The organism is Lysobacter sp. Root983, assembly GCF_001429345.1.
In the GTDB taxonomy this organism is placed as follows: Bacteria; Pseudomonadota; Gammaproteobacteria; order Xanthomonadales; family Xanthomonadaceae; genus Lysobacter.
In genome coordinates, this window is record NZ_LMJO01000017.1 from 434,180 (window position 1) to 454,831 (window position 20,652).

The following is a 20,652-nucleotide window of genomic DNA, read 5'->3' on the forward strand; positions in this document are numbered from 1 at the left end:
CGGGCGTCGCGACTAATCCACATGGCCTGTGGACAAGCCTGCGGACAGTCTCGCGCGAAGCCCGCGCAGAGCCAGGCGCAGCAAGGCCCGCAAGGAATTTGGCTAAAAATTAGCCAGCGAAATTGTTTGACAGATTCCGGCTTTTCGGCATCCCGAACGAACGCGTGCGCATGCCCAGATTGGCGATCGCGTCAAGCTTGAATTTCCCATTCCGATGCGCTTGCACGCGCATCGCGCGCGACTATCCACATCGCCTGTGGACAAGCCTGCGGACAGTTGCGTGATGAACCGCGCGCAAGCCAGGCGGCGCAAGGGGCGCAAGGGGCGCAGCAAGTTTGGCGACAAATTCGCCATCGCTGCGAACGGCCGACGCCGAAGCGCGGCGTTCGCGCACCAAGGTGCAATGCGACGCGAAACGAGCGCCTCGCGGAGCCCCTCTCCCGCGTGCGGGAGAGGGGTTGGGGTGAGGGGCTACGACAGAGACGTCGTTCGCGCTTGGTCGCGCGCCCTCATCCGCCCTGCGGGCACCTACTCCCGCCTGCGGGAGAAGGGAATGCGCAGCCCGCTCGGATGCGCGCAAAAAAAATCGCGCGTCTTGCCCACGTTGCGCCATGAAGCACAAGGCCATCGCATCGCCGCGCGCAGACGCCAGATGCGGCATGCCCGCGCAACCGTGCGCGCCATGCCACGACCGAATGCATGCGCCGGCCAATGCCGGCACGTCTGCGGCTTATTCGTCGTCCGGCCACTTCGGCATCGACGGCGCCGCCGCGCGACGCGGCATCGCCTGCGCCGCCACCGCCCCCCACACCTTGAGCGCGTCCACCGTCGCGGCGACATCGTGCACGCGCAGCAGGCGCGCGCCGCGCTGGGCCGCGATCAGGTGCGCGGCGACCGAACCGTGCACGCGCTCGCGCGCCGATTCGCGACCGGTGAGCTCGCCTATGCTCTTCTTGCGCGACAGGCCGGCCAACACCGGCACGCCGAGTTCGGCGTAGCGTTCCAGTTGCGCCAGCAGGGTCAGGTTGTGTGCCAGGGTCTTGCCGAAACCGAAGCCTGGATCGACCACGATCTTTTTCTTGGCGATGCCCGCCATCTCGGCGGCGAAGATGCGCTCGGCCAGGAAGCGATGCACTTCCGCGACGACGTCGTCGTACTCCGGCGCGGCCTGCATGCTGCGCGGCTCGCCCTGCATATGCATCAGTATCACCGGCACGCCCAGCGCGGCCGCGGTATCGAGCGCGCCCTCGCGGCGCAGCGCGTACACGTCGTTGATCAGGCCGGCGCCGGCCGCGACCGCGGCGCGCATGACCTCGGGCTTGGAGGTGTCGATGCTGATCGGCAGCGGCGTGTCCCGCGCCAAGCGCTCGATCACCGGAATCACCCGGCGCAGCTCTTCCTCCACCGGCACCTCGTCGGCGCCCGGTCGGGTGGACTCTCCGCCGATGTCGAGCACGTCGGCGCCCTCCTCCGCCAGGCGCAGCCCATGCGCGACCGCGGCCTCCGCGCTGTCGTGCGCGCCGCCGTCGGAGAACGAATCGGGGGTGACATTGACGATGCCCATCACGCGCGGCCGGTCCAGCTTGAGGGCGCGGCCGTTGCAATCCAGGATCGGGGCGAGGTCGAACATGGGCGGTCTCGTGCGGCGTCGGGGCGAGCCGGCATGCTACCGCGCACGGGTGGAGGATGCGTTCGAGAACGGGAGCGGGGGTTGCCGATAGACGACTGCGCACGAGCGGTCGTCGGCAAGCGCGTGTCGCGATCGCGGCTCACGCCGCTCCCACAGGAAGCAGCGGCCGCACTCAGGCGCGCGGCAGGGCCTGCGCGCCCGCCGATCCGCTCGCTTCCTGTGGGAGCGGCGTAAGCCGCGATGAACCTTCCCACCCGACGCCTCCCGCCCCAAACGAAAAACGCCGGGGCTAGCCCGGCGTTCTCGTAAGCGAATCCAGCGAAGCCCGTGGCCGTACTCCGCGCGTGGCGGGGGATGCACGCCCGCCGATCCGCTCGCTGCTTCCTGTGGGAGCGGCGTAAGCCGCGACGAACCTTCCCACCCGACGCCTTCCGCCCTAAACGAAAACGCCGGGGCTAGCCCGGCGCTCTCGTAAGCGAATCCAGCCTGATTCAGGTCTGCGCGGCGGGACCGCCGATCGCGCCCGGACGGCCCTTGTCGTCCTTGCTGGTCTTGCCCGACTTGACCCAGTCCGCCGGCGGACCCGGTTCGCGTCCGGCCATGATCTCGTCGATCTGGCCCGCGTCGATGGTCTCGTACTGCAGCAGGGCGCCGGCCATCATTTCCAGCTTGTCCAGGTTGCCCTTCAGGATCTGGGTGGTGCGGGCGTAGGCGTTGTCGAGGATGCCGCGCACGACCTCGTCGATCTTGCGCGCGGTCTCGTCGGACACGTTCTTGTGCTGGGTGACCGAACGGCCCAGGAAGACTTCGTCCTCTTCCTCGCCGTACGTGATCGGGCCCAGCTCGGACAGGCCCCACTTGGTGACCATGTTGCGGGCCATCTTGGTGGCGCGCTCGATATCGTTGGACGCGCCGGTGGTGACCATGTCGGCGCCGAAGATCAGCTCCTCGGCCACGCGCCCGCCGTACAGCGAGCACAGGCGGCTTTCGATGTTGATCTTGTTGTAGCTGTAACGGTCGCCTTCCGGCAGGTACATGGTTACGCCCAGCGCGCGGCCGCGCGGGATGATGGTGACCTTGTAGACCGGGTCGTGATCGGGAACCAGGCGGCCGACGATCGCGTGGCCGGCCTCGTGGTAGGCGGTGAGCTTCTTCTCTTCCTCGCTCATGGCCATCGAGCGGTTCTCGGTGCCCATCATGATCTTGTCGCGCGCGCGGTCGAAGTGCTCCATGCGCACTTCCTTGCCGTTCTCGCGCGCGGCGAACAGCGCCGCCTCGTTGCACAGGTTGGCCAGGTCGGCGCCGCTGAAGCCCGGCGTGCCGCGCGCGATCGTCATCGGCACCACATCGTCGGACAGCGGCAGCTTGCGCATGTGCACGCGCAGGATCTGCTCGCGGCCCTTGACGTCGGGCAGGCCGACCACGACCTGGCGGTCGAAACGGCCCGGACGCAGCAGCGCCGGGTCGAGCACGTCGGGGCGGTTGGTCGCGGCGATCACGATCACGCCTTCGCCGCCTTCGAAACCGTCCATCTCGACCAGCAACTGGTTGAGGGTCTGCTCGCGCTCGTCGTGACCGCCGCCCAGGCCGGCGCCGCGATGGCGGCCGACCGCGTCGATCTCGTCGATGAAGATGATGCAGGGGGCGTGCTTCTTGGCCTGCTCGAACATGTCGCGCACGCGGCTGGCGCCGACGCCGACGAACATCTCGACGAAGTCCGAACCGGAGATCGAGAAGAACGGCACCTTGGCCTCGCCGGCGATCGCGCGCGCCAGCAGGGTCTTGCCGGTACCCGGCGGGCCGACCATCAGCACGCCGCGCGGAATCTTGCCGCCCAGCTTCTGGAACTTGGACGGATCGCGCAGGAACTCGACCAGCTCGCCGACTTCCTCCTTGGCCTCGTCGCAGCCGGCGACGTCGGCCAGGGTCACCTTGACCTGGTCCTCGCCCTGCAGCTTGGCGCGCGAACGGCCGAAGCTCATCGCGCCCTTGCTGCCGCCTTGCTGCATCTGGCGCATGAAATAGACCCAGATGCCGATGAACAGCAGCCAGGGCAGCACGTTGATCAGGATCAGGAAGATCGACGGACCGCTCTGCGGCGGCGCCTGCTCGATGGCGACCTTGTGGTTGATCAGATCGTTGACCAGTTCCTTGTCGTCGGGCGAGTAGGTCGTGAACGTGGTCCCGTCCTTGCGCTCGCCATTGATCGTGGTCTTGTCGTCGGAGATGTTGACCTTCTTGATCCGGTCGCCCTGCACCTGCTGCACGAATTGGTCGTAGGCGACCACATCGCTGGCACCGGCCGGCGGACCGAACGCGCGGAACACCAACATCAATACGACGGCGACGATCACCCAGAGCAACAGATTCTTGGCCAAGTCGTTCATTCAGTTCCTGCCTGCTGCCCGTGGGGGGCCTGGTTGCCGCTGGCGCGTCTGTGCGCCGTGAGATCGGAATACCGGGCCTGGGCCCGAATCCCGCACCTTACTTAATTTGTGCCCGCTTGCCCTGTGCCAGGGCGTAAACCTCGGGCGAACGCTTGCGCGAGGCCGCGGGTTTGCGGATCGAGACCTTGGCGTAACGACGGCGCAGCTCGCGCACGTAGTCGTCGAAGCCCACGCCCTGGAACAGCTTGATCAGGAACGCGCCGTCCACGCGCAGATGACGGTCGGCGAAATCCATCGCCAGCTCCGACAGGTGCATCGCTCGCGGCAGGTCCACCGCATCCACACCGCTCATATTGGGGGCCATGTCCGACAGCACAAGGTCCACCGTATGTCCGCCCAGGCTGGCCTCCAGCTGGGATAGGACCGCATCCTCCCTGAAATCGCCATGAAGGAACTCGACCCCGGCCAGGCTGGGCATCTCCAGAATGTCCAGGGCGATGACCCGGCCCTTGGGGCCCAAGGCCTGCCTGACCCACTGCGACCAGCCGCCCGGGGCCGCGCCCAGGTCCACCACGACCATGCCCGGCTTGAGCAGACGGTCGCGCTCGACCAGCTCCTCCAGCTTGTAGGCCGCGCGCGAGCGCAAACCTTCGGCCTTGGCCTTCTTCACGAAGGGGTCGGAGAAGTGTTCCTTGAGCCAGCGTTGGCTGCTTTTACTGCGGGTTGCCATGGCGGCCGGCGGGGCTAGTGGGCCGCCATGATACCCTGACGCCCCCTCCGTACCCCGTTGCGTGCCCGAATGCCCACCCTCCTGACCTCCTCCCAGACTCGATTCCTGCGGGGCCAGGCGCATGACCTGAAGGCGATGCTGCAGGTCGGCGGCAAGGGCATCACCGACGCCCTGGTGGCCGAGATCGACCTGGCCCTGGAGCACCACGAGCTCATTAAGGTCAAGGTCGGCGCCGACGACCGCGAGGTCCGCGACGCCATGATCGTCGAGCTCGCCGAGCGCACCGGCGCGGCCCTGGTCCAGCGCATCGGCCATACCGCCGTGTACTACCGCCAGAGCAAGGACAAGCGCCAGATCGTGTTGCCGCGGGCCTGAACGGCTTAACGGCTGGGATTAGGGAGTCGGGATTGGGGATTCGGCAAAGCTGAACGGCCCAACCTCCCGCCTAGCCGGCCCGCCCCTCGTTCAAGCCCCCAAGCCCCTCGTTCAAACGAATCCCGAATCTCCAATCCCGAATCCCAGCCCTATGCAACTGACGCTGGAAAACCCGGACCACACCTACTTCCTGCGCGGCGCCGACGGCCAGGTCGCCCTGGTCAACGAGCGCCGGCTCGAAGCCAGCTTCGTGCTTTCCCCCGACACCCTGATCGAGGGCTGGGCGGTCCAGGACGTGCGTCAACTCAGCCTGGACGACCTCGCGCCCCTGCTGGCGCTGGACCCCGAACTGATCGTGCTGGGCGCGGGCGCCACCCAGGCCTTCCCGCCGCCGGCCACCCTGGCCGCCTGCCTCAGCCGCGGTGTCGGCCTGGAAACCATGACCAACGCCGCCGCCGCGCGCACCTTCAACGTGCTCGCCGGCGAAGGCCGGCGCGTGGTGGCGGGGTTCGTGCTGGGCGCATGAGCCAACGCGCCGGGTTGTGGGTACTGCTGGTCGCGCTGGCGATCGGCGCCTGTACGCCTCCTCCCCCTGCCCCGACGCCCGCCGAACGCTACGCCAAGTGGCACCGGACCCGCGCCGGGGCTGCCGACGCCTATCTCGGCTATCTGCGCACGCACGGCGTCGCCGACGTGCTGCCGCCGCAACAGTTGCTACGCAGCGCGCGGCGTTGGCGAGGCTGCGCGGACGAGGAATTCGCGGTGCCGCCGCAGTCGCAGTGGCCGGCGATAGTCCCGACCCTGCGTCTGGTGCGCGAACTGCACGGCGCCGGCCTGCTGGATCGGGCCAGCGTGGGTTCGGGCTATCGCAACCCGGCCCTGAACCGCTGCGAGGGCGGCGCCCCGGGCAGCAAGCATCTGAGCAACGCGGCGCTGGATTTCGACCTGGCCCACGAGGACGGCCTGCACCAACAGCTGTGCGCCTACTGGCGCACGCATGGCGCCGCACGACGCTTCGGGCTGGGCTTCTACGACTCCGGTGCGATCCACATCGACACCGCCGGTCATCGGACCTGGGGTTACGATTACACGCGGCGCAGTTCGGTGTGCGTGCCCCCGCCTAAGCCGTCCCGCATTGGCGAAAGCAAACCCCATCGCCGCGGCTAACACCGCCTCCCGTAGGAGCGGCTCAAGCCGCGACCGCGCAACTTCGGCCACGACGAGGTCGCGGCTCACGCCGCTCCTACCCCAAAGCAAGACCACCCGTCGCAGCGTAACCGCTGGCTTCCTGTGGGAGCGGCGTAAGCCGCGACCACGCAACTTCGGCCACGACGCAGTCGCGGCCCACGCCGCTCCTACCCCAAAGCAAGATCCACCCGTCGCGGCGTAACCGCCGCCATTCTGTGGGAGCGGCGTAAGCCACGATCGCGCAACTTCGGCCACCACGCAGTCGCGGCTCACGCCGCTCCTACCCCAAAGCAAGATCCACCCGTCGCGGCGTAACCGCCGGCTTTCTGTGGGAGCGGCGTAAGCCGCGATCGCGCAACTTCGGCCACAACGAGGTCGCGGCTCACGCCGCTCCTACCCCAAAGCAGAATTCGATATCGCGGTGTGGTGCCGTCGGCGCCCGATCACTTCTTCGGCAGATACAACAACGGATCAACCGGCTTGCCGTTGTAGCGGACCTCGAAGTGCAGCATGTCGCGCGCGGCGCCGCTGCGGCCCATTTCGGCGATCTGCTGGCCGGACTTCACCAACTGGCCTTCGTTGACCATGCGGTTGCGGTTGTGGCCGTAGGCCGACAACCAGGCATCGTTGTGCTTGATGATGATCAGTTCGCCGTAGCCGACCAAGCCCGAACCCGAATACACCACGACGCCGTCGCTGGCCGCGCGCACCGGCGCGCCGCTGCTGCCGGCGATGTCGATGCCCTGCTTGGTCGGTTCGCCGGCGACGTAGCGGCTCAGCAGCTGACCGTCGGCGGGCCAACGCCAGTCGATGCCGCTGCTGACCGGCGCGGTCGGCGCCGGCGGCGGACGCGAGGGCGCCGTCGCTACCGGCGGACGCACCGTCGGCGCGCTCGGCGTGCCGGTGACCGGCGTCGTGCCGCCCGGGCGCGCCGGCACCGGACGCGACACCGGCGGACGCGAGGCGGTGGCGTTGCCGCTGCCCGGATACAGCTTCAGGCGCTGACCGGGATAGATCGTGTACGGCGCGCTGATGCCGTTCCAGGCGGCCAGATCACGCGCGTCGATGCCGTTGCGGAACGCGATGCCGTACATGGTGTCGCCGCGCTGGACCACCGCGCTGGCGCCGTATTTGGGCGTGGACACGCGCACCGGGGTCCGGCCGCCGCGTGAGGGTTCGCGGACCACCGTGCTCGAACAAGCCGCCAGCACAAGCGCCGCGGCGACCACGACCAGAGCTCGGCCGGTCTTGGCCGAGCCGGCGGGGATGGTGTCGATGAGCGACAGTCCGTTGTTAGTCATGCGCGCTTTCATGCTCCAGATTGGGCGTGCCACCACAGCCAGCCGATGCCGGCCACCACCACCGCGGTCGCGATCCAGCCCAAGGGCTCGATATAGCGACGCAGCGCGGCCTCGGCGCGCGGCCCGCCGATCCGGATCACCAGCGCCAGCAGGAACACCCGCTTGCCGCGACCGATCAGCATGCTCAGCACGTATTGCAGCATGGGAACGCCGACGATGCCCGACGCCCAGGTGAACACCTTCATCGGAATCGGCATGAAGCCGCCGATCACCAGGAAGGTGAACACCGCCCACGGCGATTCGACCATCTTGGCCTGGACCGTGGCGATGCCCGCCTCGATGTTGTCCAGCATGCCCAGGGCCGCGAACATCGGCTTCAGGGCCTCGAACGCGTAATGGCCCAGCGCGTAGCCGACCAGGGCGCCGGCCATCGAGCCGATCAGGCTCAAGGTCGCGAACCAGAACGCGCGCTTGGGCTGGGCCACGCACATCGGCGCCAGCATCACCTCGGGCATCACCGGGAAGATGATCGCTTCGACGAAGCTCAAACCGGTGAGATAGGCCGGTGCATGACGGTGGGCGGCCCAGGCCAGCGTGCGCTCGTAGAGCGGACCGAAAATCTTCACTCAGTATCCCTGTGGCGCGCGGCGTTCAATCGATCATGCCCGACAGCAGCGGCACGAACACCACCGGCGCGAGCGTGGTTTGGCTGACGTTGCCGTCGGCGTCCTTGCGCAGCTTGAGCAGCGACTGCGACGAGGAGCCGCCGACCGGCGCGATCAGGGTGCCGCCCGGCGCCAGCTGCGCGGTCAGCGCATCGACCAGGGCCGGCGCGGCGGCGGTGACGATGATGGCGTCGAAGGGGCCGTTCTCGGGCCAGCCGATGCGGCCGTCGTCGTGTTTGCTGCGCACGTTCAAGCCGAGCTGGCGGAAGCGCTTGCGCGCGGTGCGCAGCAGCTCGCCGATGCGCTCGACGGTGTGCACGTCCAGACCCAGCGCGGCCAGGATCGCGGCCTGGTAGCCCGAGCCGGTGCCGATCTCCAGCACCTTGCCCGGCATGCCGTCGGCGAGCAGGGCCTCGGTCATCTTGGCCACCACCCACGGCTGCGAGATGGTCTGGCCGTGGCCGATCGGCAGCGCGGTGTCTTCGTAGGCGCGCGTGGCCAGCGCCTCGTCGACGAACAAATGACGCGGCACGGTGCGGATCGCGTTGAGCACGCGCTCGTCGCCGATGCCGTTGTCGCGCAGGCGCTCGACCAGGCGGTCGCGCACGCGCTGCGAGGTCATGCCGGTGCCGATCGCCTCGGGTTGCAGACGCATGCGCACGTTCATGCGCCCTGCTCCAGCTCGGCGGCGAGCCCGCCGACCCAGCTGGCGACCTGATCCAACGCCTGGTAACGGGTCAGGTCGACGTGGATCGGGGTGATCGAAATGCAGCCGCGGCGCAGCGCATGGAAATCGGTGCCGGGGCCGGCGTCCTGTTCGGGGCCGGCAGCGCCGATCCACCACCACTGGCGCCCGCGCGGATCGCGTTGCGGGATGCAGGCCTCGGCGCGGTGACGGTTGCCCAGGCGGGTGACCTCGAAGCCGGCGATCTCGCCCCAGGGCAGGTCGGGCACGTTGACGTTGAGGATGGTGTCGGCCGGCAGCGGATCGGTGCGCAGACGCGCGATGATCTCGACCGCGGCGCGCGCGGCGGTCTCGTAATGTTTGCCGTCGTGGTCCACCGTCTGCAGCGACATCGCCAGCGCCGGCAGGCCCAGGAAGCGGCCTTCCATCGCCGCGGCGACGGTGCCCGAATAGATCACGTCGTCGCCGAGGTTGGCGGTGTTGTTGATGCCGGAGACCACCAGGTCGGGCTCGACCTCGAGCATGCCGGTGATCGCGACGTGGACGCAGTCGGTCGGAGTGCCGTGCACGCGCCAGGTCGAAGCGTCGAGCTGGTGCACGCGCACCGGGGCATCCAGGGTCAGCGAATTGCTCGCGCCGGAACGGTCGCGGTCGGGGGCGACCACCAGCACCTCATGGCCGGCCTCGCGCAGGGTCTGCGCCAGGACGCGGATGCCGGGGGCGTCGACGCCATCGTCGTTACTCACGAGAACTCGCATGGACTCCCTTGCGTTACCGCACAGCTTCGAAACGGGGTGGGCACCGAGGTCCGTGGAACGTAAGTTCTTCGCAACCTCGGGAGCGCGCGAACGGCGCACGGGCCCATGATAGCCGATGGGCGTTACCGGCTCCCGCACCGCTCGCGGCGCTGGACCACGATCCGGATCGCTGCGGCCAGGATCGGAAAGATCGCGCTGGGTTTGGCCCCTGCCTTGGGGTAGGAGCGGCGTGCTGGCCGTGATCTCGTGGTCGCGGCTCACGCCGCTGCTACCGCGAATCGGGAGCGTGCGAGGCATCCGTATCCGAGGGCAGGCCCCGACCGCCCTGCTAAAGTTTCCGCATGGCCGATCCGAACGACGACGACGAAGACGCCGCCGAACTGTTCCGCTCCGCGATCGGGCCGGTGCGGCGGCTGCCCGAGGCCGCGCTGCCGCCCAGCGCGCCCAAGCCCAAGCCGCGCGCGCGCATGGCCGAACGCGACGAGGCGCAGGCGCGCGAGGAATTCCGGCATGCGCTGGACGCCAGCCTGGCCGGGGCCGGCGAGCTCGAATCCGGCGACGCCCTGTCCTACCGCCGCGACGAACTGCCGCCGCGGGTGTTCCAGCGCCTGCGCCGCGGCGAGATCTCCGCCCAGGAGGAACTGGACCTGCACGGCAGCGACGTGCGCGAGGCCGAGGCGCTGCTGCGCGCGTTTCTGCACGACGCGCGCGAGCACGGGCTGGGATGCGTGCGAGTGATCCACGGCAAGGGCCACCGCCGCGGCACGGAGTACGTCGACAGCCGGGGCCTGCCGGTGCTGAAGAACCTGGTCGACCGGCTGCTGCGGCAGCGCGGCGACATACTGGCCTTCCACTCCGCACCGCCCTCGCAGGGCGGTACCGGAGCGGTGCTGGTGCTGCTCGCGCCGCCGCTCAGGCGGCGCTGAGCAAGGTCAATCTTCGTGCTTGGCGAGCGGCTTGCGCGGCAGGTTGACCCAGGTCACATCGATGCCGCGGCGACGCGCGATGCGTTCCACCTGCGCCATGTAGAGCTCGTCGTTGTCCATGATCGACGGCGCTTTCTGCGGCGGTACGTAGGCGCTCTTGGTGCTATGCCCAGCGCAGGCGGCCAGACCGAGGACGGACAGCGACAGCAAAACGACTTTCAAGGACGCGTTCATATTCCCGTCTCCTGAGGCTTGCAGCGCCCGGCACCATTGCCGGTCGCTCTTTTGGCTTATACGCCCGCCCTCAGGAGCAACCAGTGCCCCCCGTTGCTTTCCGACGAACGGTCGATCAGGGCCGAACGAGCGTCGAGATTTCGCCCAGTTCGGCGAGTACGACCGTGGCATAAGCGCCCGCCGGCAGCACGAAATCCAGTTCCAGTGCGACGCCTTCCGGGCCGTCAAGCCAACGCCAGTTCAGCGCGGTCGGACGCAGGCGCAGGGCGCGCCGTTCCTGGTTGAGGCCGGCCTGCTCCAGGCCCGCGCGCAACGCGGCGGCGTCCTCGCCGGCCAGCGCCGCCAGCTCGATGGCGGCCGCGGCCTCGCGGCTGCGCAGTTCGCCGCGGCCCCAGAGCGGGCCGCTGGGATGGATGTCGAACCCGGCCAGGCGCGCGGCCAGCGTGTCGTCGTAGGGCTCCGGCCCGAACACACTGCGGCTGCCGTCCAGCATCCAGACCTCGCCGTCCAGGGGCCGATCCCAGCAGCCGGCGCCCACGCGCGCGGCCAGGACCCGGTTGAACAGCTCCGAGCGCGCGGCCGACAGCAGCAGGCTGCGCTGTTCGCGCTTGACGCGGCGGCCGCCGAACATCGCCAGCGCATTGGCGACGTTGTCGCCGTCGCGGCCGAAGCGCTGCTCGCCGAAATAGTTGGGCACGCCGCGCGCGGCGATCGCCTGCAAACGGGTTTCGATCGCCGCCCGCTCGCCTTCCGGCTCGCGCAGGGTCAGCACGAAGCGGTTGCCGGCCAGGGCGCCGCGCGGCAGCTTCTTGGCGTGCCATGCGCTGTCGAGCACGCGCAAGCCCTCGCCCGACGCGGAGGCTTCCTGCAGCGTCGCCAGATCGGGCGCGACGCGCTTGGGCAGGTGCACACTGAAGCGTTGGCGGGTGAGCGCGTGACGGTCCTTGAGGCCGGCGTAGCCGATCGCCAGCTCGCCGACGCCGGCCCAGGCGGCGATCCGCTTGGCCGCGAAGGCGGTGTTCATGCCGCGCTTTTCTATCGTCAGCAGCAGGTGCTCGCCGCTGCCGCTGGGCGCGAAGCCCGGCAGTTCCTCGACCAGGAAATCCTCGGGCACGCTGCGGATGCGCGCGCGCAGAGCCGGCGCGCCATGCGCGCGCGCCAGCGCGGGCTCGCCGCTCACGCCGGCACCAGCAGACAGATCGCGGTCGCGGCGATGCCTTCGCCGCGGCCGGTGAAGCCCAGCTTCTCGCTGGTGGTGGCCTTGACGCTGACCGCGTCCAGGGCGATGCCCAGGTCCTGCGCGATCGCCTCGCGCATGGCCAGCGCATGCGGACCGACCTTGGGCCGCTCGCAGACCACGGTGACGTCGGCGTTGCCGACCCGATAACCGCGCTGCGCGATCAGCTCGTTGCAGTGACGCAGAAAACGACGACTGTCGGCGCCGCGCCAGCGCTCGTCGCTGGGCGGAAAGTGCTGGCCGATATCGCCCAGCGCCAACGCCCCGAGCATGGCGTCGCACAGCGCATGCAGGACCACGTCGCCGTCCGAATGCGCAAGCACGCCGCGATCGTGCGGCACCCGCACCCCGCCGAGCATGACGTGGTCGCCATCGCCGAATGCGTGGACGTCGTAGCCTTGGCCGATGCGCATGAGTGGGTGCCGCCTGAGGGAATCGGGGGCAATTATGACGAAATTCCCGGGGGAGCCGTCGACTCAGCAGCCCGCGAAGCCTGGTTTTTTGCCGTCATTCCCGCGAAAGCGGGAATCCAGTGACTTTAGCGGCATGTCCAAACGGCAGGCAAAAGCCCCGCAGATTCGACAATGCAGGAACAGCCTTAGGGCTGAGGTCGCCGACAGAAGCGGACCTACCTCGGTTCTTTCCGCATCGCGCTGAAGTCACTGGATTCCCGCTTTCGCGGGAATGACGAGCGAGACGCAGCTGCGATCGAGAACCAAGCGCGGCAGCGTTCGTACTTGCCGGCGTCCGTACTTGCTGTCATTCGCCCCTACGCCGTTTGTTCTTGCCGTCATTCCCGCGAAGGCGGGAATCCAGTGACTTTAGCGGCACATCCAAACCGCAGGCGAAAGCCCCGGAGAATCGGCAATGCAAAACAGTCTTAGCGCTGAGGCCATCGGCAGAAATGGAGCCACGTCGGCTCTTTCCGTATCGCGCTGAAGTCACTGGATTCCCGCCTTCGCGGGAATGACGATCAAGAGCGGCGACCCAAGCGGGAGCGACGCCGAAAGAACCGCTAAACCTTCCCCAGCAAATACTCCGCCAGCGCCAAATCCGCCGGCGTCGTCACCTTGAGATTGTCCTCGCGGCCTTCCACCAGACGCGGATGCAGGCCCGCGTATTCCATCGCCGCGGCCTCGTCGGTGACGACCAGGCCGGCCACCGCGGCGTCGCGCAGCGCGGTGCTCAGCGCGCCGCGGCGGAAGGCCTGCGGCGTGAACGCGCGCCACAAGCCCTGGCGCGGTTCGGTGGAGAGAATGCGTCGATCGTTGGCGCGCTTGAGGGTATCGCGCAGGGGCGCGCCGAGGATGGCGCCGTCGGAGTCGGCTTCGGCCGCGACGATCAAGGCATCCAGGTCGGCGCGGCGCAGGTTCGGGCGCGCCGCATCGTGCACCAGCACCAGGCTGTCGTCGCCGACGCCGTCGGGCAGCGCGCGCAGTGCCGCCAGTACCGAATCGGCGCGCTCGCCGCCGCCGACGCAGCGCAGCACCGGCTTGCCCTGGCGCTCGCTCCAACCCGGCCACAGCGCGTCGTCCGCGGCCAAGGCCACCATCGCGCCGGCCACGCGCGGATGCGCGAGCAAGGCGTCCAGCGCGTGCGCGATCAGCGGCTTACCGGCCGCGACCAGGTATTGCTTGGGGGTTTCGCCGCCGAAACGCGTGCCGCGACCGGCCGCGGGCATCACCGCCCAGATCGGCGCGCTCATCGGCCCGGCTCCGCGTCGATCCGGAACGGGCGGTACACCGCCGTCACGGCGCCGGCGCGTCCGTGCCGGCCGGCGCGGCCTGCGCGTTGGTCGGGGTTTCGGGTTCGACCACGCGGTAGAAGGTTTCGCCGGGCTTGATCATGCCCAGCTCGCTGCGCGCACGCTCCTCGACCGCCGCCTCGCCGGACTTGAGGTCCTCGACCTCGGCCGCGAGGGCGGCGTTGCGCTGACGCAGCCCGCCGTTGTCGCGGGTCTGCTGCTGCACCTGTTGCTCCAGCGCGGCCACCGAACGGGTACCGCCCTGGCCCATCCACAGACGGTACTGCAGGAAGGCGAGCAGGCCCGCCAGGACGATCACCAGCACTCGCAGCCAGCGCATGTCCGCCCTCCCCGGCCGCTCAGCGCTTCAAGGACACGAACGCGTCGCGGCCGGCGTAACGGGCCGCGGCGCCCAGCTGTTCTTCGATGCGCAGCAACTGGTTGTACTTGGCGACGCGGTCGCTGCGGCACAGCGAGCCGGTCTTGATCTGGGTCGCGGTGGTGGCCACGGCGATGTCGGCGATCGTGGTGTCCTCGGTTTCGCCCGAACGGTGCGAGACCACGGCCGCGTACTTGGCCGCGTCCGCCATGGCGATCGCTTCCAAGGTCTCGGTCAGGGTGCCGATCTGGTTGACCTTGATCAGGATCGCGTTGGCGACGTGCTTGTCGATGCCTTCCTGGAAGATCTTGGGATTGGTCACGAACAGGTCGTCGCCGACCAGCTGCACCTTGTGGCCGATCTTCTCGGTGAGCAGCTTCCAGCCGGTCCAATCGTCCTCGGACATGCCGTCCTCGATGGTCACGATCGGATACTGCGCGGCCCAGTTGGCCAGGAAGTCGACGAACTGCTCGCTGGTCAGGCGCTTGCCCTCGCCCACCAGGTGGTACTTGCCGTTGTCGTAGAACTCGGTGGAGGCCACGTCCAGACCCAGCAGGATGTCCTCGCCGGCCTTGTATCCGGCCTTGCCGATCGCTTCCAGAATGGTTTCCAGCGCTTCCTCGTTGCTGCGCAGGTCGGGCGCGAAACCGCCCTCGTCGCCGACCGCGGTGCTCAGGCCGCGGCCCTTGAGCACCGACTTGAGCGCGTGGAAGACCTCGGCGCCGGCGCGCAGCGCCTCGGCGAAGTTGGGCACGCCCACCGGCAGGATCATGAACTCCTGCAGATCGACGTTGTTATCGGCATGCGCGCCGCCGTTGATGATGTTCATCATCGGCACCGGCAGCACCGGCGCGCGGCCGTTGGCCAGGTACTGCCACAGCGGCAGCTTCTTCGACGCGGCAACCGCATGCGCATTGGCCATCGACACGCCCAGCAGCGCGTTGGCGCCCAGGCGGCCCTTGTTCTCGGTGCCGTCCAGGTCGATCAGGCGACGGTCCAGACCGGTCTGGTCGGCGGCGTCGAAGCCGGTCAGCGCCTGGGCGATCGCGGTGTTCACGTTCTCCACCGCCTTGCGCACGCCCTTGCCCAGGTAGCGGGTCTTGTCGCCGTCGCGCAGCTCCACGGCTTCCTTGCTGCCGGTGGAGGCGCCCGAGGGCACCATCGCGCGGCCGAAGCTGCCGTCGGCCAGGGTGACCTCGGCCTCCAGCGTGGGATTGCCGCGGCTGTCGAGGATTTCGCGGGCGTGGATCTTGGTGATCGTGGTCATGGGCGGGAATGGGACCGGAGATTGAGGGGTATGGAATGAAATTCGCGGCGGCGACGCAAGTTCGGGCTCAGGGCTCGGGCGGCACGCGCGCGATCGCGGCGGTCAGCTCGGGCGACACCTTGCAGCGGCCCTCGCTGACGCCCGCGATCTCGGTCGCGACGATGGCCACGGCCTTGGCGCTGAGCAGGTTCTGGCGAATCGAGTTCGCATCGCTGCTGCCCAGCATGCCCATCGCGACGATCAACGACTGGGTCTGGCCGACGCTGCCGGCGGGGTTGTCGCGCGCCGATAGCACGGTCAGATGGCCGGAACCCAGCACGCTGGACGCGCTGACCACCAGGGCCGGATAGCGACCGGCGGCGTAGACCTTGGCCGCGACCTTGGGGCCGCCGACTTCCTGCATGTAGGGCCCGACGCACTTGTAGAGCTCGCCGGTCAGGTCGGCCAGCGACATATAGAGGGTCTCGTCGGCGGTCTCGGCCGGAACGGGCGCGGCGGGCGGCGGCGCGGGCGCGGCGCTCGCCGCGAAGGCGAACGCCAAGGGCGCGGCCGCGAACGCGGTGATCCGCCTGCCGCGACGTCTGTCGCCGCCGGGGCCCATCAGAACGAACTCTCGAGGAAGCCGTTCTTCTTGGTGATGCGGTCCAGCTCCACCAGCGTTTCCAGCAGCGCGCGCATCTTCGGCAGCGGCACCGCGTTGGGACCGTCGGACAGGGCTTCCTCGGGGCGCGGATGGGTTTCCATGAAGATGCCGGAAATGCCCACCGCCATCGCCGCGCGCGCCAGCACCGGCACGAACTCGCGCTGGCCGCCGGACTTGCCGTCCATGCCGCCGGGCAGCTGCACCGAATGGGTGGCGTCGAACACCACCGGGCAACCGGTGTCGCGCATCACCGACAGCGAGCGCATGTCGCTGACCAGGTTGTTGTAACCGAAGCTGGCGCCGCGTTCGCAGGCCATGATCTGCTCGTTGCCGACGGCCTTGGCCTTGGCGGTGACGTGCTTCATCTCCCAGGGCGAGAGGAACTGGCCCTTCTTGATGTTGACCGGCTTGCCGGCGCGCGCCACGTTCTGGATGAAATCGGTCTGCCGGCACAGGAAGGCCGGGGTCTGCAGCACGTCCACGACCGAGGCGACCTCGTTCATGGGCGTGTACTCGTGCACATCGGTCAGCACCGGCAGATCGAGCTGGCGCTTGACCTCGGCCAGCACCTTCAGACCTTCCTCCATGCCCGGGCCGCGGAAACTCGTCGCCGAGGTGCGGTTGGCCTTGTCGAAGCTGGACTTGAAGATGAAGGGGATGCCGAGCTCGCCGGTCATCTCCTTGAGCTGGCCGGCGACATCGAGCTGCAACTGCATCGATTCGATCACGCAAGGGCCGGCGATCAGGAAGAACGGCCGGTCCAGGCCGACTTCGAATCCGCACAAATTCATCGGGCAGCTCCGTCAGGGATCGAACGATTGAGGACCGGCTTCATGCGCTGGCTTCCTTGAGCAGGCGGCCGCCGGCTTTGGCCTCGCGCGCGGCGCGCACGAAGCCGATGAACAGCGGGTGGCCGTCGCGCGGGGTCGACAGGAATTCCGGATGCGCCTGGCAGGCCAGGAACCACGGGTGCTGCGACCTTGGCAGTTCGACCATCTCCACCAGCAGATCGTCCATGGACTTGGCCGCGATCACCAGGCCGGCGTCCTCGAGCTGAGTGCGATAGCGGTTGTTGAACTCGTAGCGGTGGCGGTGACGCTCACCGACCACGTCCTTGCCGTACAGCTCGCGCGCCAGGGTGCCGGGCTTGATGCGCTGATCCTGCAGGCCCAGGCGCATGGTGCCGCCCAGGTCGCTGTCCTCGCTGCGGCGCTCGACCTCGCCGGTGGCGGTGCGCCACTCGGTGATCAGGCCGATCACCGGATGCGCGCAGGCCTTGTCGTTCTCGGTGCTGTTGGCGCCGTCCAGGCCGGCGACATGGCGCGCGTAATCGACCACCGCCGCCTGCATGCCGTAACAGATGCCGAAGTAGGGGATGCCGTTTTCGCGCGCGAACTTCGCGGTCGCGACCTTGCCCTCGAAGCCGCGGTCTCCGAAACCGCCCGGCACCAGGATGCCGTCCACGCCCTTCAGCGACTCGACGCCGTCGCGCTCGATTTCGCTGGACTCCAGCCACTTCAGCTTGACCTTGGTGCGCTGGCGCAGGCCGCCGTGCTTGAGCGCCTCGGCCAGCGACTTGTAGGCGTCCTGATGGTCGATGTACTTGCCGACCACCGCGATCGAGACTTCGTCCACCGGGTGTTCGGTGGCGTCGACCACTTCGTGCCACTCGCGCAGGTCGGCCGGACCGGCGTTGACGCGCAGGCGTTCGAGCACGATCGCGTCCAGGCCCTGCTCGTGGAACCACTCCGGCAGTTTGTAGATGTTGTCCAGATCGACCGCCGAGATCACCGCGCGCTCGGGCACGTTGGTGAACAGCGCGATCTTGCGGCGGTCGCTGTCGGGCAGCGGCTGTTCGCTGCGGCACAGCAGCACGTCGGGCTGGATACCGATCGAACGCAGTTCCTTGACCGAGTGCTGGGTCGGCTTGGTCTTGAGCTCGCCGGCGGCGGCGATGAACGGCACCAGGGTCAGGTGCATGAACAAGGCGTATTCGGGGCCGCGCTCGGTACGCAGCTGGCGGATCGCTTCCAGGAACGGCAGCGACTCGATGTCGCCGACCGTGCCGCCGACCTCGACCAGGGCCACGTCGTAGCCTTCGGTGGCCTCGACGATGCAGCGCTTGATCTCGTCGGTGATGTGCGGGATCACCTGCACGGTGCCGCCCAGGTAGTCGCCGCGGCGCTCCTTGCGGATCACGTTCTCGTAGATGCGGCCGGTGGTGATCGAGTTCTTGCGGCTGAGCCGGGTGCGCAGATAGCGCTCGTAGTGGCCCAGGTCCAGGTCGGTCTCGGCGCCGTCGTCGGTGACGTAGACCTCGCCGTGCTGGAACGGGCTCATCGTGCCCGGATCGACGTTGATATAGGGGTCGAGCTTCATCATCGTCACGCGCAGGCCGCGCGATTCGAGGATGGCCGCCAGCGAGGCTGCCGCAATGCCCTTGCCTAGCGAGGACACCACGCCGCCGGTGACGAAAATCAGGGGAGTCATGGTTTTACTGCCGCTGGAAAGCCGTAGTTTACCGGCAAGGCGGCCGGCCCGCGACTGCTTGACAGCGGCGCCGACCGGCCGAATCGGGCGCAAAGCCCGTCCTGACTGGCTTTCCGCGCTCGGGGCCGAGCTGCCAGCCCCCGCCGCGAGCCCGCTCCGGGGTAGGAGCGGCGTGAGCCGCGACCGCGCCGCCCGACCGGATTTCAGGGTCGCGGCTCACGCCGCTCCTACCCCAAGGCGGCGGTCCCGGCGCCCTAGGCCAACTTCGCGCCGCGCTCCACCAACAGCGCCCGCAGCACCGACCGGTGGCAGTGCGCCTCGTCCTCGCAGTAACAACCGACCGAAAAGTCGCTGTCCTGGGATAGGGTCGCCAGCAACTGCAGCGCATGGCTGGCGTCCGGCACGGCCATTTCGGCCTTGTACTTGCGTACGAAGGCGGTCCATTGCGCCGGCGTCTGCGCGGCCTGGGCCTGCTTCATGGTGTCCAGGCTGGGCGCGAGATTCGGGAACCAGACGTCGTACCAGTCCTGACGGGCGAACTCGCTCTTGGGTACGCCGCGTGGCGGCCGCCGCACCGTGCCGATGCGCAGGCCCTCGCCGGGCGCGCGCGGGCTGCCGAGTCTGACGATGCGTACGGCCATGGCGGCCTCCTAGGCGGATCCAGTCCCAACGCGTCCCGGCGCTCGCGCGGACAGGCCGGGCCAGGTGCGTCGCGCATCACGATAGCCCAGGGCGATACCGCCAGCCAGGACCGCGCAGCACAAGGCCATAAAGATCATGTCGCCCAGATACGCATCGAGCGCTTCGCTCGGCGTCATATAGACCAACTGGTCGTACTCGCACAGTTCCGTCCACACCAGCACGAACAGGATCAGCGCCGGGGCCATCAGATAGCGCCCCGCGATCCAGCCGGCGACCATCCCGGCCAGGCCCAGGAAGCCCAGTCCGACCAGCCAGAGCCAATCCGGGCCGCTGCCGTCGAGGTCGAAGCTGATCAACACCGCCAGATACATGCCGCCCAGCTGGATGCACAAGCCGGCGACGACCCGCGCCAGCGCGATCAAGATCCGCTTCATACATCCTCCCGGCGTTCGCCGATGTCCCAGGTCGCGGACCAATCTATGCCCGCAGCCACGGCGCGCGGCGTACTTGCCGGCAGCGATCGGCCAGGTAGCGCGTGCGTGTACCCGCGGCCCCCTCGGGCGCTACCCGAAACCGCGCGCGGCGCGGCGTCCACGGCGGGGCCGCGCGAAAACGCGCGGTCCGCCCTACTCCACCACGCCCACCATCGGCCCCAGCTTGGGGCCGGAGTCGTAGCGGCGTAGCGCCGGCGCGTACAGGCCGGAGATCGCGCCGTCCAGGTAGAGCGCGTCCGAACACTTCAAGGTGTCGCGGAAGTACTGCGCGAATTCGTAGAAGGTGACCGGATCTTCGCTGATCACGAAATAGGCGATCTCGCCGTCGACCCCGACGCCGTTGCGGATCTGACGCGACTTCGAGCCTGGGTCGAAACGCGGGTGGATCGCGCCTTGCTGCAACAGCAGCGGCCCGGACTGCGTGGCCAGACGCACGCCCGAGGCCAGCGCCGGATAACGCGAGGATTCCACGACCTTGGGGCCGTCGGCGCCGAGCAGGAACACCCCGTTGGGCTTGAGGTAGAAGTTGCCTTCGCCCTCGGCCAGGTTCAGCGGCGCGAGCTGGCGGCCGTCGGCCACGTACAGCCCGACCGGCGCGTAGTCGGGCTCGTACATGCCGGCGTTCATGGCAAAACGCAGACGCTTGCCTTGCGACTTCAACCAGGTATCCAGACGCTTGAGCCGATGCAGCGGCGCGCCCTGCTCGTCGCGCAGGAACAGGCGCAGATCCTCGCTGCGGGTGTCCACGCGCATCACGGTGTAGCGCGGCTCGCGCGCGTGCGCCAGACCGAAGAACGCCGCCAATGCGAACAAGAACCCTGCTTTCATGAGGCCCATCCTAACGCCGGATCGCCGCCAGGCGATCGTCGCGGCGGCA

23 protein-coding genes are annotated in these 20,652 nt (G+C 68.7%); 4 read left to right on the forward strand and 19 right to left on the reverse strand.

The features are described 5' to 3' along the window. Positions 1-730: 730 nt before the first annotated feature. The 3 genes from folP to rlmE all read right to left on the reverse strand — a co-directional run bounded on the left by folP (position 731) and on the right by rlmE (position 4,747). Positions 731-1,630, reverse strand: coding sequence for a dihydropteroate synthase (gene folP / locus ASE43_RS17825; protein WP_057161394.1), 900 nt, complete (start codon positions 1,628-1,630; stop codon positions 731-733). Between the two features lie 491 nt (positions 1,631-2,121). Further along, entirely contained in the window at positions 2,122-4,017 is a 1,896-nt protein-coding gene (gene ftsH, locus ASE43_RS17830) for an ATP-dependent zinc metalloprotease FtsH (protein ID WP_056172880.1), read from the reverse strand. Positions 4,018-4,114: 97 nt separating this feature from the next. After that, complete coding sequence (gene rlmE / locus ASE43_RS17835) at positions 4,115-4,747, reverse strand: 23S rRNA (uridine(2552)-2'-O)-methyltransferase RlmE (RefSeq protein ID WP_056172877.1); 633 nt, start codon at positions 4,745-4,747, stop codon at positions 4,115-4,117. 69 nt (positions 4,748-4,816) lie between these two features. On the opposite strand from rlmE, the gene yhbY reads away from it, so the two are divergent. The 3 genes from yhbY (at position 4,817) to ASE43_RS17850 (ending at position 6,289) form a co-directional block, all read left to right on the forward strand. Then, positions 4,817-5,122, forward strand: a complete 306-nt coding sequence (gene yhbY, locus ASE43_RS17840) for a ribosome assembly RNA-binding protein YhbY (protein ID WP_057161395.1) — start codon at positions 4,817-4,819, stop codon at positions 5,120-5,122. A gap of 151 nt (positions 5,123-5,273) precedes the next feature. Then, positions 5,274-5,648: an MTH938/NDUFAF3 family protein gene (locus ASE43_RS17845; protein WP_056172870.1), complete on the forward strand. Its 375-nt coding sequence runs from the start codon at positions 5,274-5,276 to the stop codon at positions 5,646-5,648. After that, the gene (locus tag ASE43_RS17850) at positions 5,645-6,289 is read left to right on the forward strand and encodes a D-Ala-D-Ala carboxypeptidase family metallohydrolase (protein ID WP_057161396.1); all 645 of its coding nucleotides are present in this window, start codon (positions 5,645-5,647) and stop codon (positions 6,287-6,289) included. The genes ASE43_RS17845 and ASE43_RS17850 overlap by 4 nt, the downstream gene beginning before the upstream one ends. A gap of 464 nt (positions 6,290-6,753) precedes the next feature. Here ASE43_RS17850 and ASE43_RS17855 read toward each other — a convergent pair whose 3' ends face one another. The 4 genes from ASE43_RS17855 to surE are packed head-to-tail and all read right to left on the reverse strand — an operon-like array spanning position 6,754 to position 9,719. After that, a complete protein-coding gene (locus tag ASE43_RS17855) occupies positions 6,754-7,611 on the reverse strand; it encodes a peptidoglycan DD-metalloendopeptidase family protein (RefSeq protein ID WP_057161519.1) in 858 nt (285 codons plus the stop codon). Positions 7,612-7,619: 8 nt separating this feature from the next. Then, positions 7,620-8,237, reverse strand: a complete 618-nt coding sequence (locus ASE43_RS17860; protein ID WP_056172864.1) for a YqaA family protein — start codon at positions 8,235-8,237, stop codon at positions 7,620-7,622. 25 nt (positions 8,238-8,262) lie between these two features. Next, complete coding sequence (locus tag ASE43_RS17865) at positions 8,263-8,943, reverse strand: protein-L-isoaspartate(D-aspartate) O-methyltransferase (RefSeq protein WP_056172861.1); 681 nt, start codon at positions 8,941-8,943, stop codon at positions 8,263-8,265. Then, positions 8,940-9,719 (reverse strand): 5'/3'-nucleotidase SurE, encoded by a 780-nt coding sequence (gene surE, locus ASE43_RS17870; protein WP_056172858.1) that lies wholly within the window; start codon positions 9,717-9,719, stop codon positions 8,940-8,942. Before surE ends, ASE43_RS17865 begins: the two co-directional genes overlap by 4 nt. Positions 9,720-10,060: 341 nt before the next feature. Between surE and ASE43_RS17875 the strand changes: the two genes are divergently transcribed. After that, positions 10,061-10,645, forward strand: a complete 585-nt coding sequence (locus tag ASE43_RS17875; protein ID WP_057161397.1) for a Smr/MutS family protein — start codon at positions 10,061-10,063, stop codon at positions 10,643-10,645. Positions 10,646-10,651: 6 nt separating this feature from the next. On the opposite strand, the gene ASE43_RS17880 is transcribed toward ASE43_RS17875, so the two are convergent. The 12 genes from ASE43_RS17880 to ASE43_RS17935 form a co-directional block, all read right to left on the reverse strand. After that, positions 10,652-10,879, reverse strand: a complete 228-nt coding sequence (locus tag ASE43_RS17880; protein ID WP_056172853.1) for a hypothetical protein — start codon at positions 10,877-10,879, stop codon at positions 10,652-10,654. 115 nt (positions 10,880-10,994) lie between these two features. Next, positions 10,995-12,059: a tRNA pseudouridine(13) synthase TruD gene (gene truD / locus ASE43_RS17885; protein ID WP_057161398.1), complete on the reverse strand. Its 1,065-nt coding sequence runs from the start codon at positions 12,057-12,059 to the stop codon at positions 10,995-10,997. Next, entirely contained in the window at positions 12,056-12,529 is a 474-nt protein-coding gene (ispF, locus tag ASE43_RS17890) for a 2-C-methyl-D-erythritol 2,4-cyclodiphosphate synthase (RefSeq protein WP_056172848.1), read from the reverse strand. Before ispF ends, truD begins: the two co-directional genes overlap by 4 nt. A 602-nt stretch (positions 12,530-13,131) precedes the next feature. Continuing rightward, positions 13,132-13,821, reverse strand: a complete 690-nt coding sequence (gene ispD / locus ASE43_RS17895) for a 2-C-methyl-D-erythritol 4-phosphate cytidylyltransferase (protein WP_057161399.1) — start codon at positions 13,819-13,821, stop codon at positions 13,132-13,134. 43 nt (positions 13,822-13,864) lie between these two features. After that, positions 13,865-14,200, reverse strand: a complete 336-nt coding sequence (gene ftsB, locus ASE43_RS17900; protein WP_056172842.1) for a cell division protein FtsB — start codon at positions 14,198-14,200, stop codon at positions 13,865-13,867. A gap of 19 nt (positions 14,201-14,219) precedes the next feature. Beyond that, a complete protein-coding gene (eno, locus tag ASE43_RS17905; RefSeq protein ID WP_057161400.1) occupies positions 14,220-15,506 on the reverse strand; it encodes a phosphopyruvate hydratase in 1,287 nt (428 codons plus the stop codon). 67 nt (positions 15,507-15,573) lie between these two features. Then, positions 15,574-16,107, reverse strand: a complete 534-nt coding sequence (locus ASE43_RS17910; RefSeq protein ID WP_057161401.1) for a hypothetical protein — start codon at positions 16,105-16,107, stop codon at positions 15,574-15,576. Then, positions 16,107-16,940 (reverse strand): 3-deoxy-8-phosphooctulonate synthase, encoded by an 834-nt coding sequence (gene kdsA / locus ASE43_RS17915; RefSeq protein WP_056172832.1) that lies wholly within the window; start codon positions 16,938-16,940, stop codon positions 16,107-16,109. The genes ASE43_RS17910 and kdsA overlap by 1 nt, the downstream gene beginning before the upstream one ends. A 40-nt stretch (positions 16,941-16,980) precedes the next feature. Further along, positions 16,981-18,639, reverse strand: a complete 1,659-nt coding sequence (locus tag ASE43_RS17920) for a CTP synthase (RefSeq protein WP_056172829.1) — start codon at positions 18,637-18,639, stop codon at positions 16,981-16,983. Between the two features lie 254 nt (positions 18,640-18,893). Next, positions 18,894-19,280 (reverse strand): DUF488 family protein, encoded by a 387-nt coding sequence (locus ASE43_RS17925; RefSeq protein ID WP_057161402.1) that lies wholly within the window; start codon positions 19,278-19,280, stop codon positions 18,894-18,896. A 9-nt stretch (positions 19,281-19,289) separates the two neighbouring features. Beyond that, a complete protein-coding gene (locus ASE43_RS17930) occupies positions 19,290-19,715 on the reverse strand; it encodes a hypothetical protein (protein ID WP_057161403.1) in 426 nt (141 codons plus the stop codon). Between the two features lie 192 nt (positions 19,716-19,907). Then, positions 19,908-20,603 carry a phosphodiester glycosidase family protein gene (locus ASE43_RS17935; protein ID WP_057161404.1) on the reverse strand — a complete coding sequence of 232 codons (696 nt, stop codon included), beginning with the start codon at positions 20,601-20,603 and terminating at the stop codon, positions 19,908-19,910. Between the last annotated feature and the right edge of the window lie 49 nt (positions 20,604-20,652).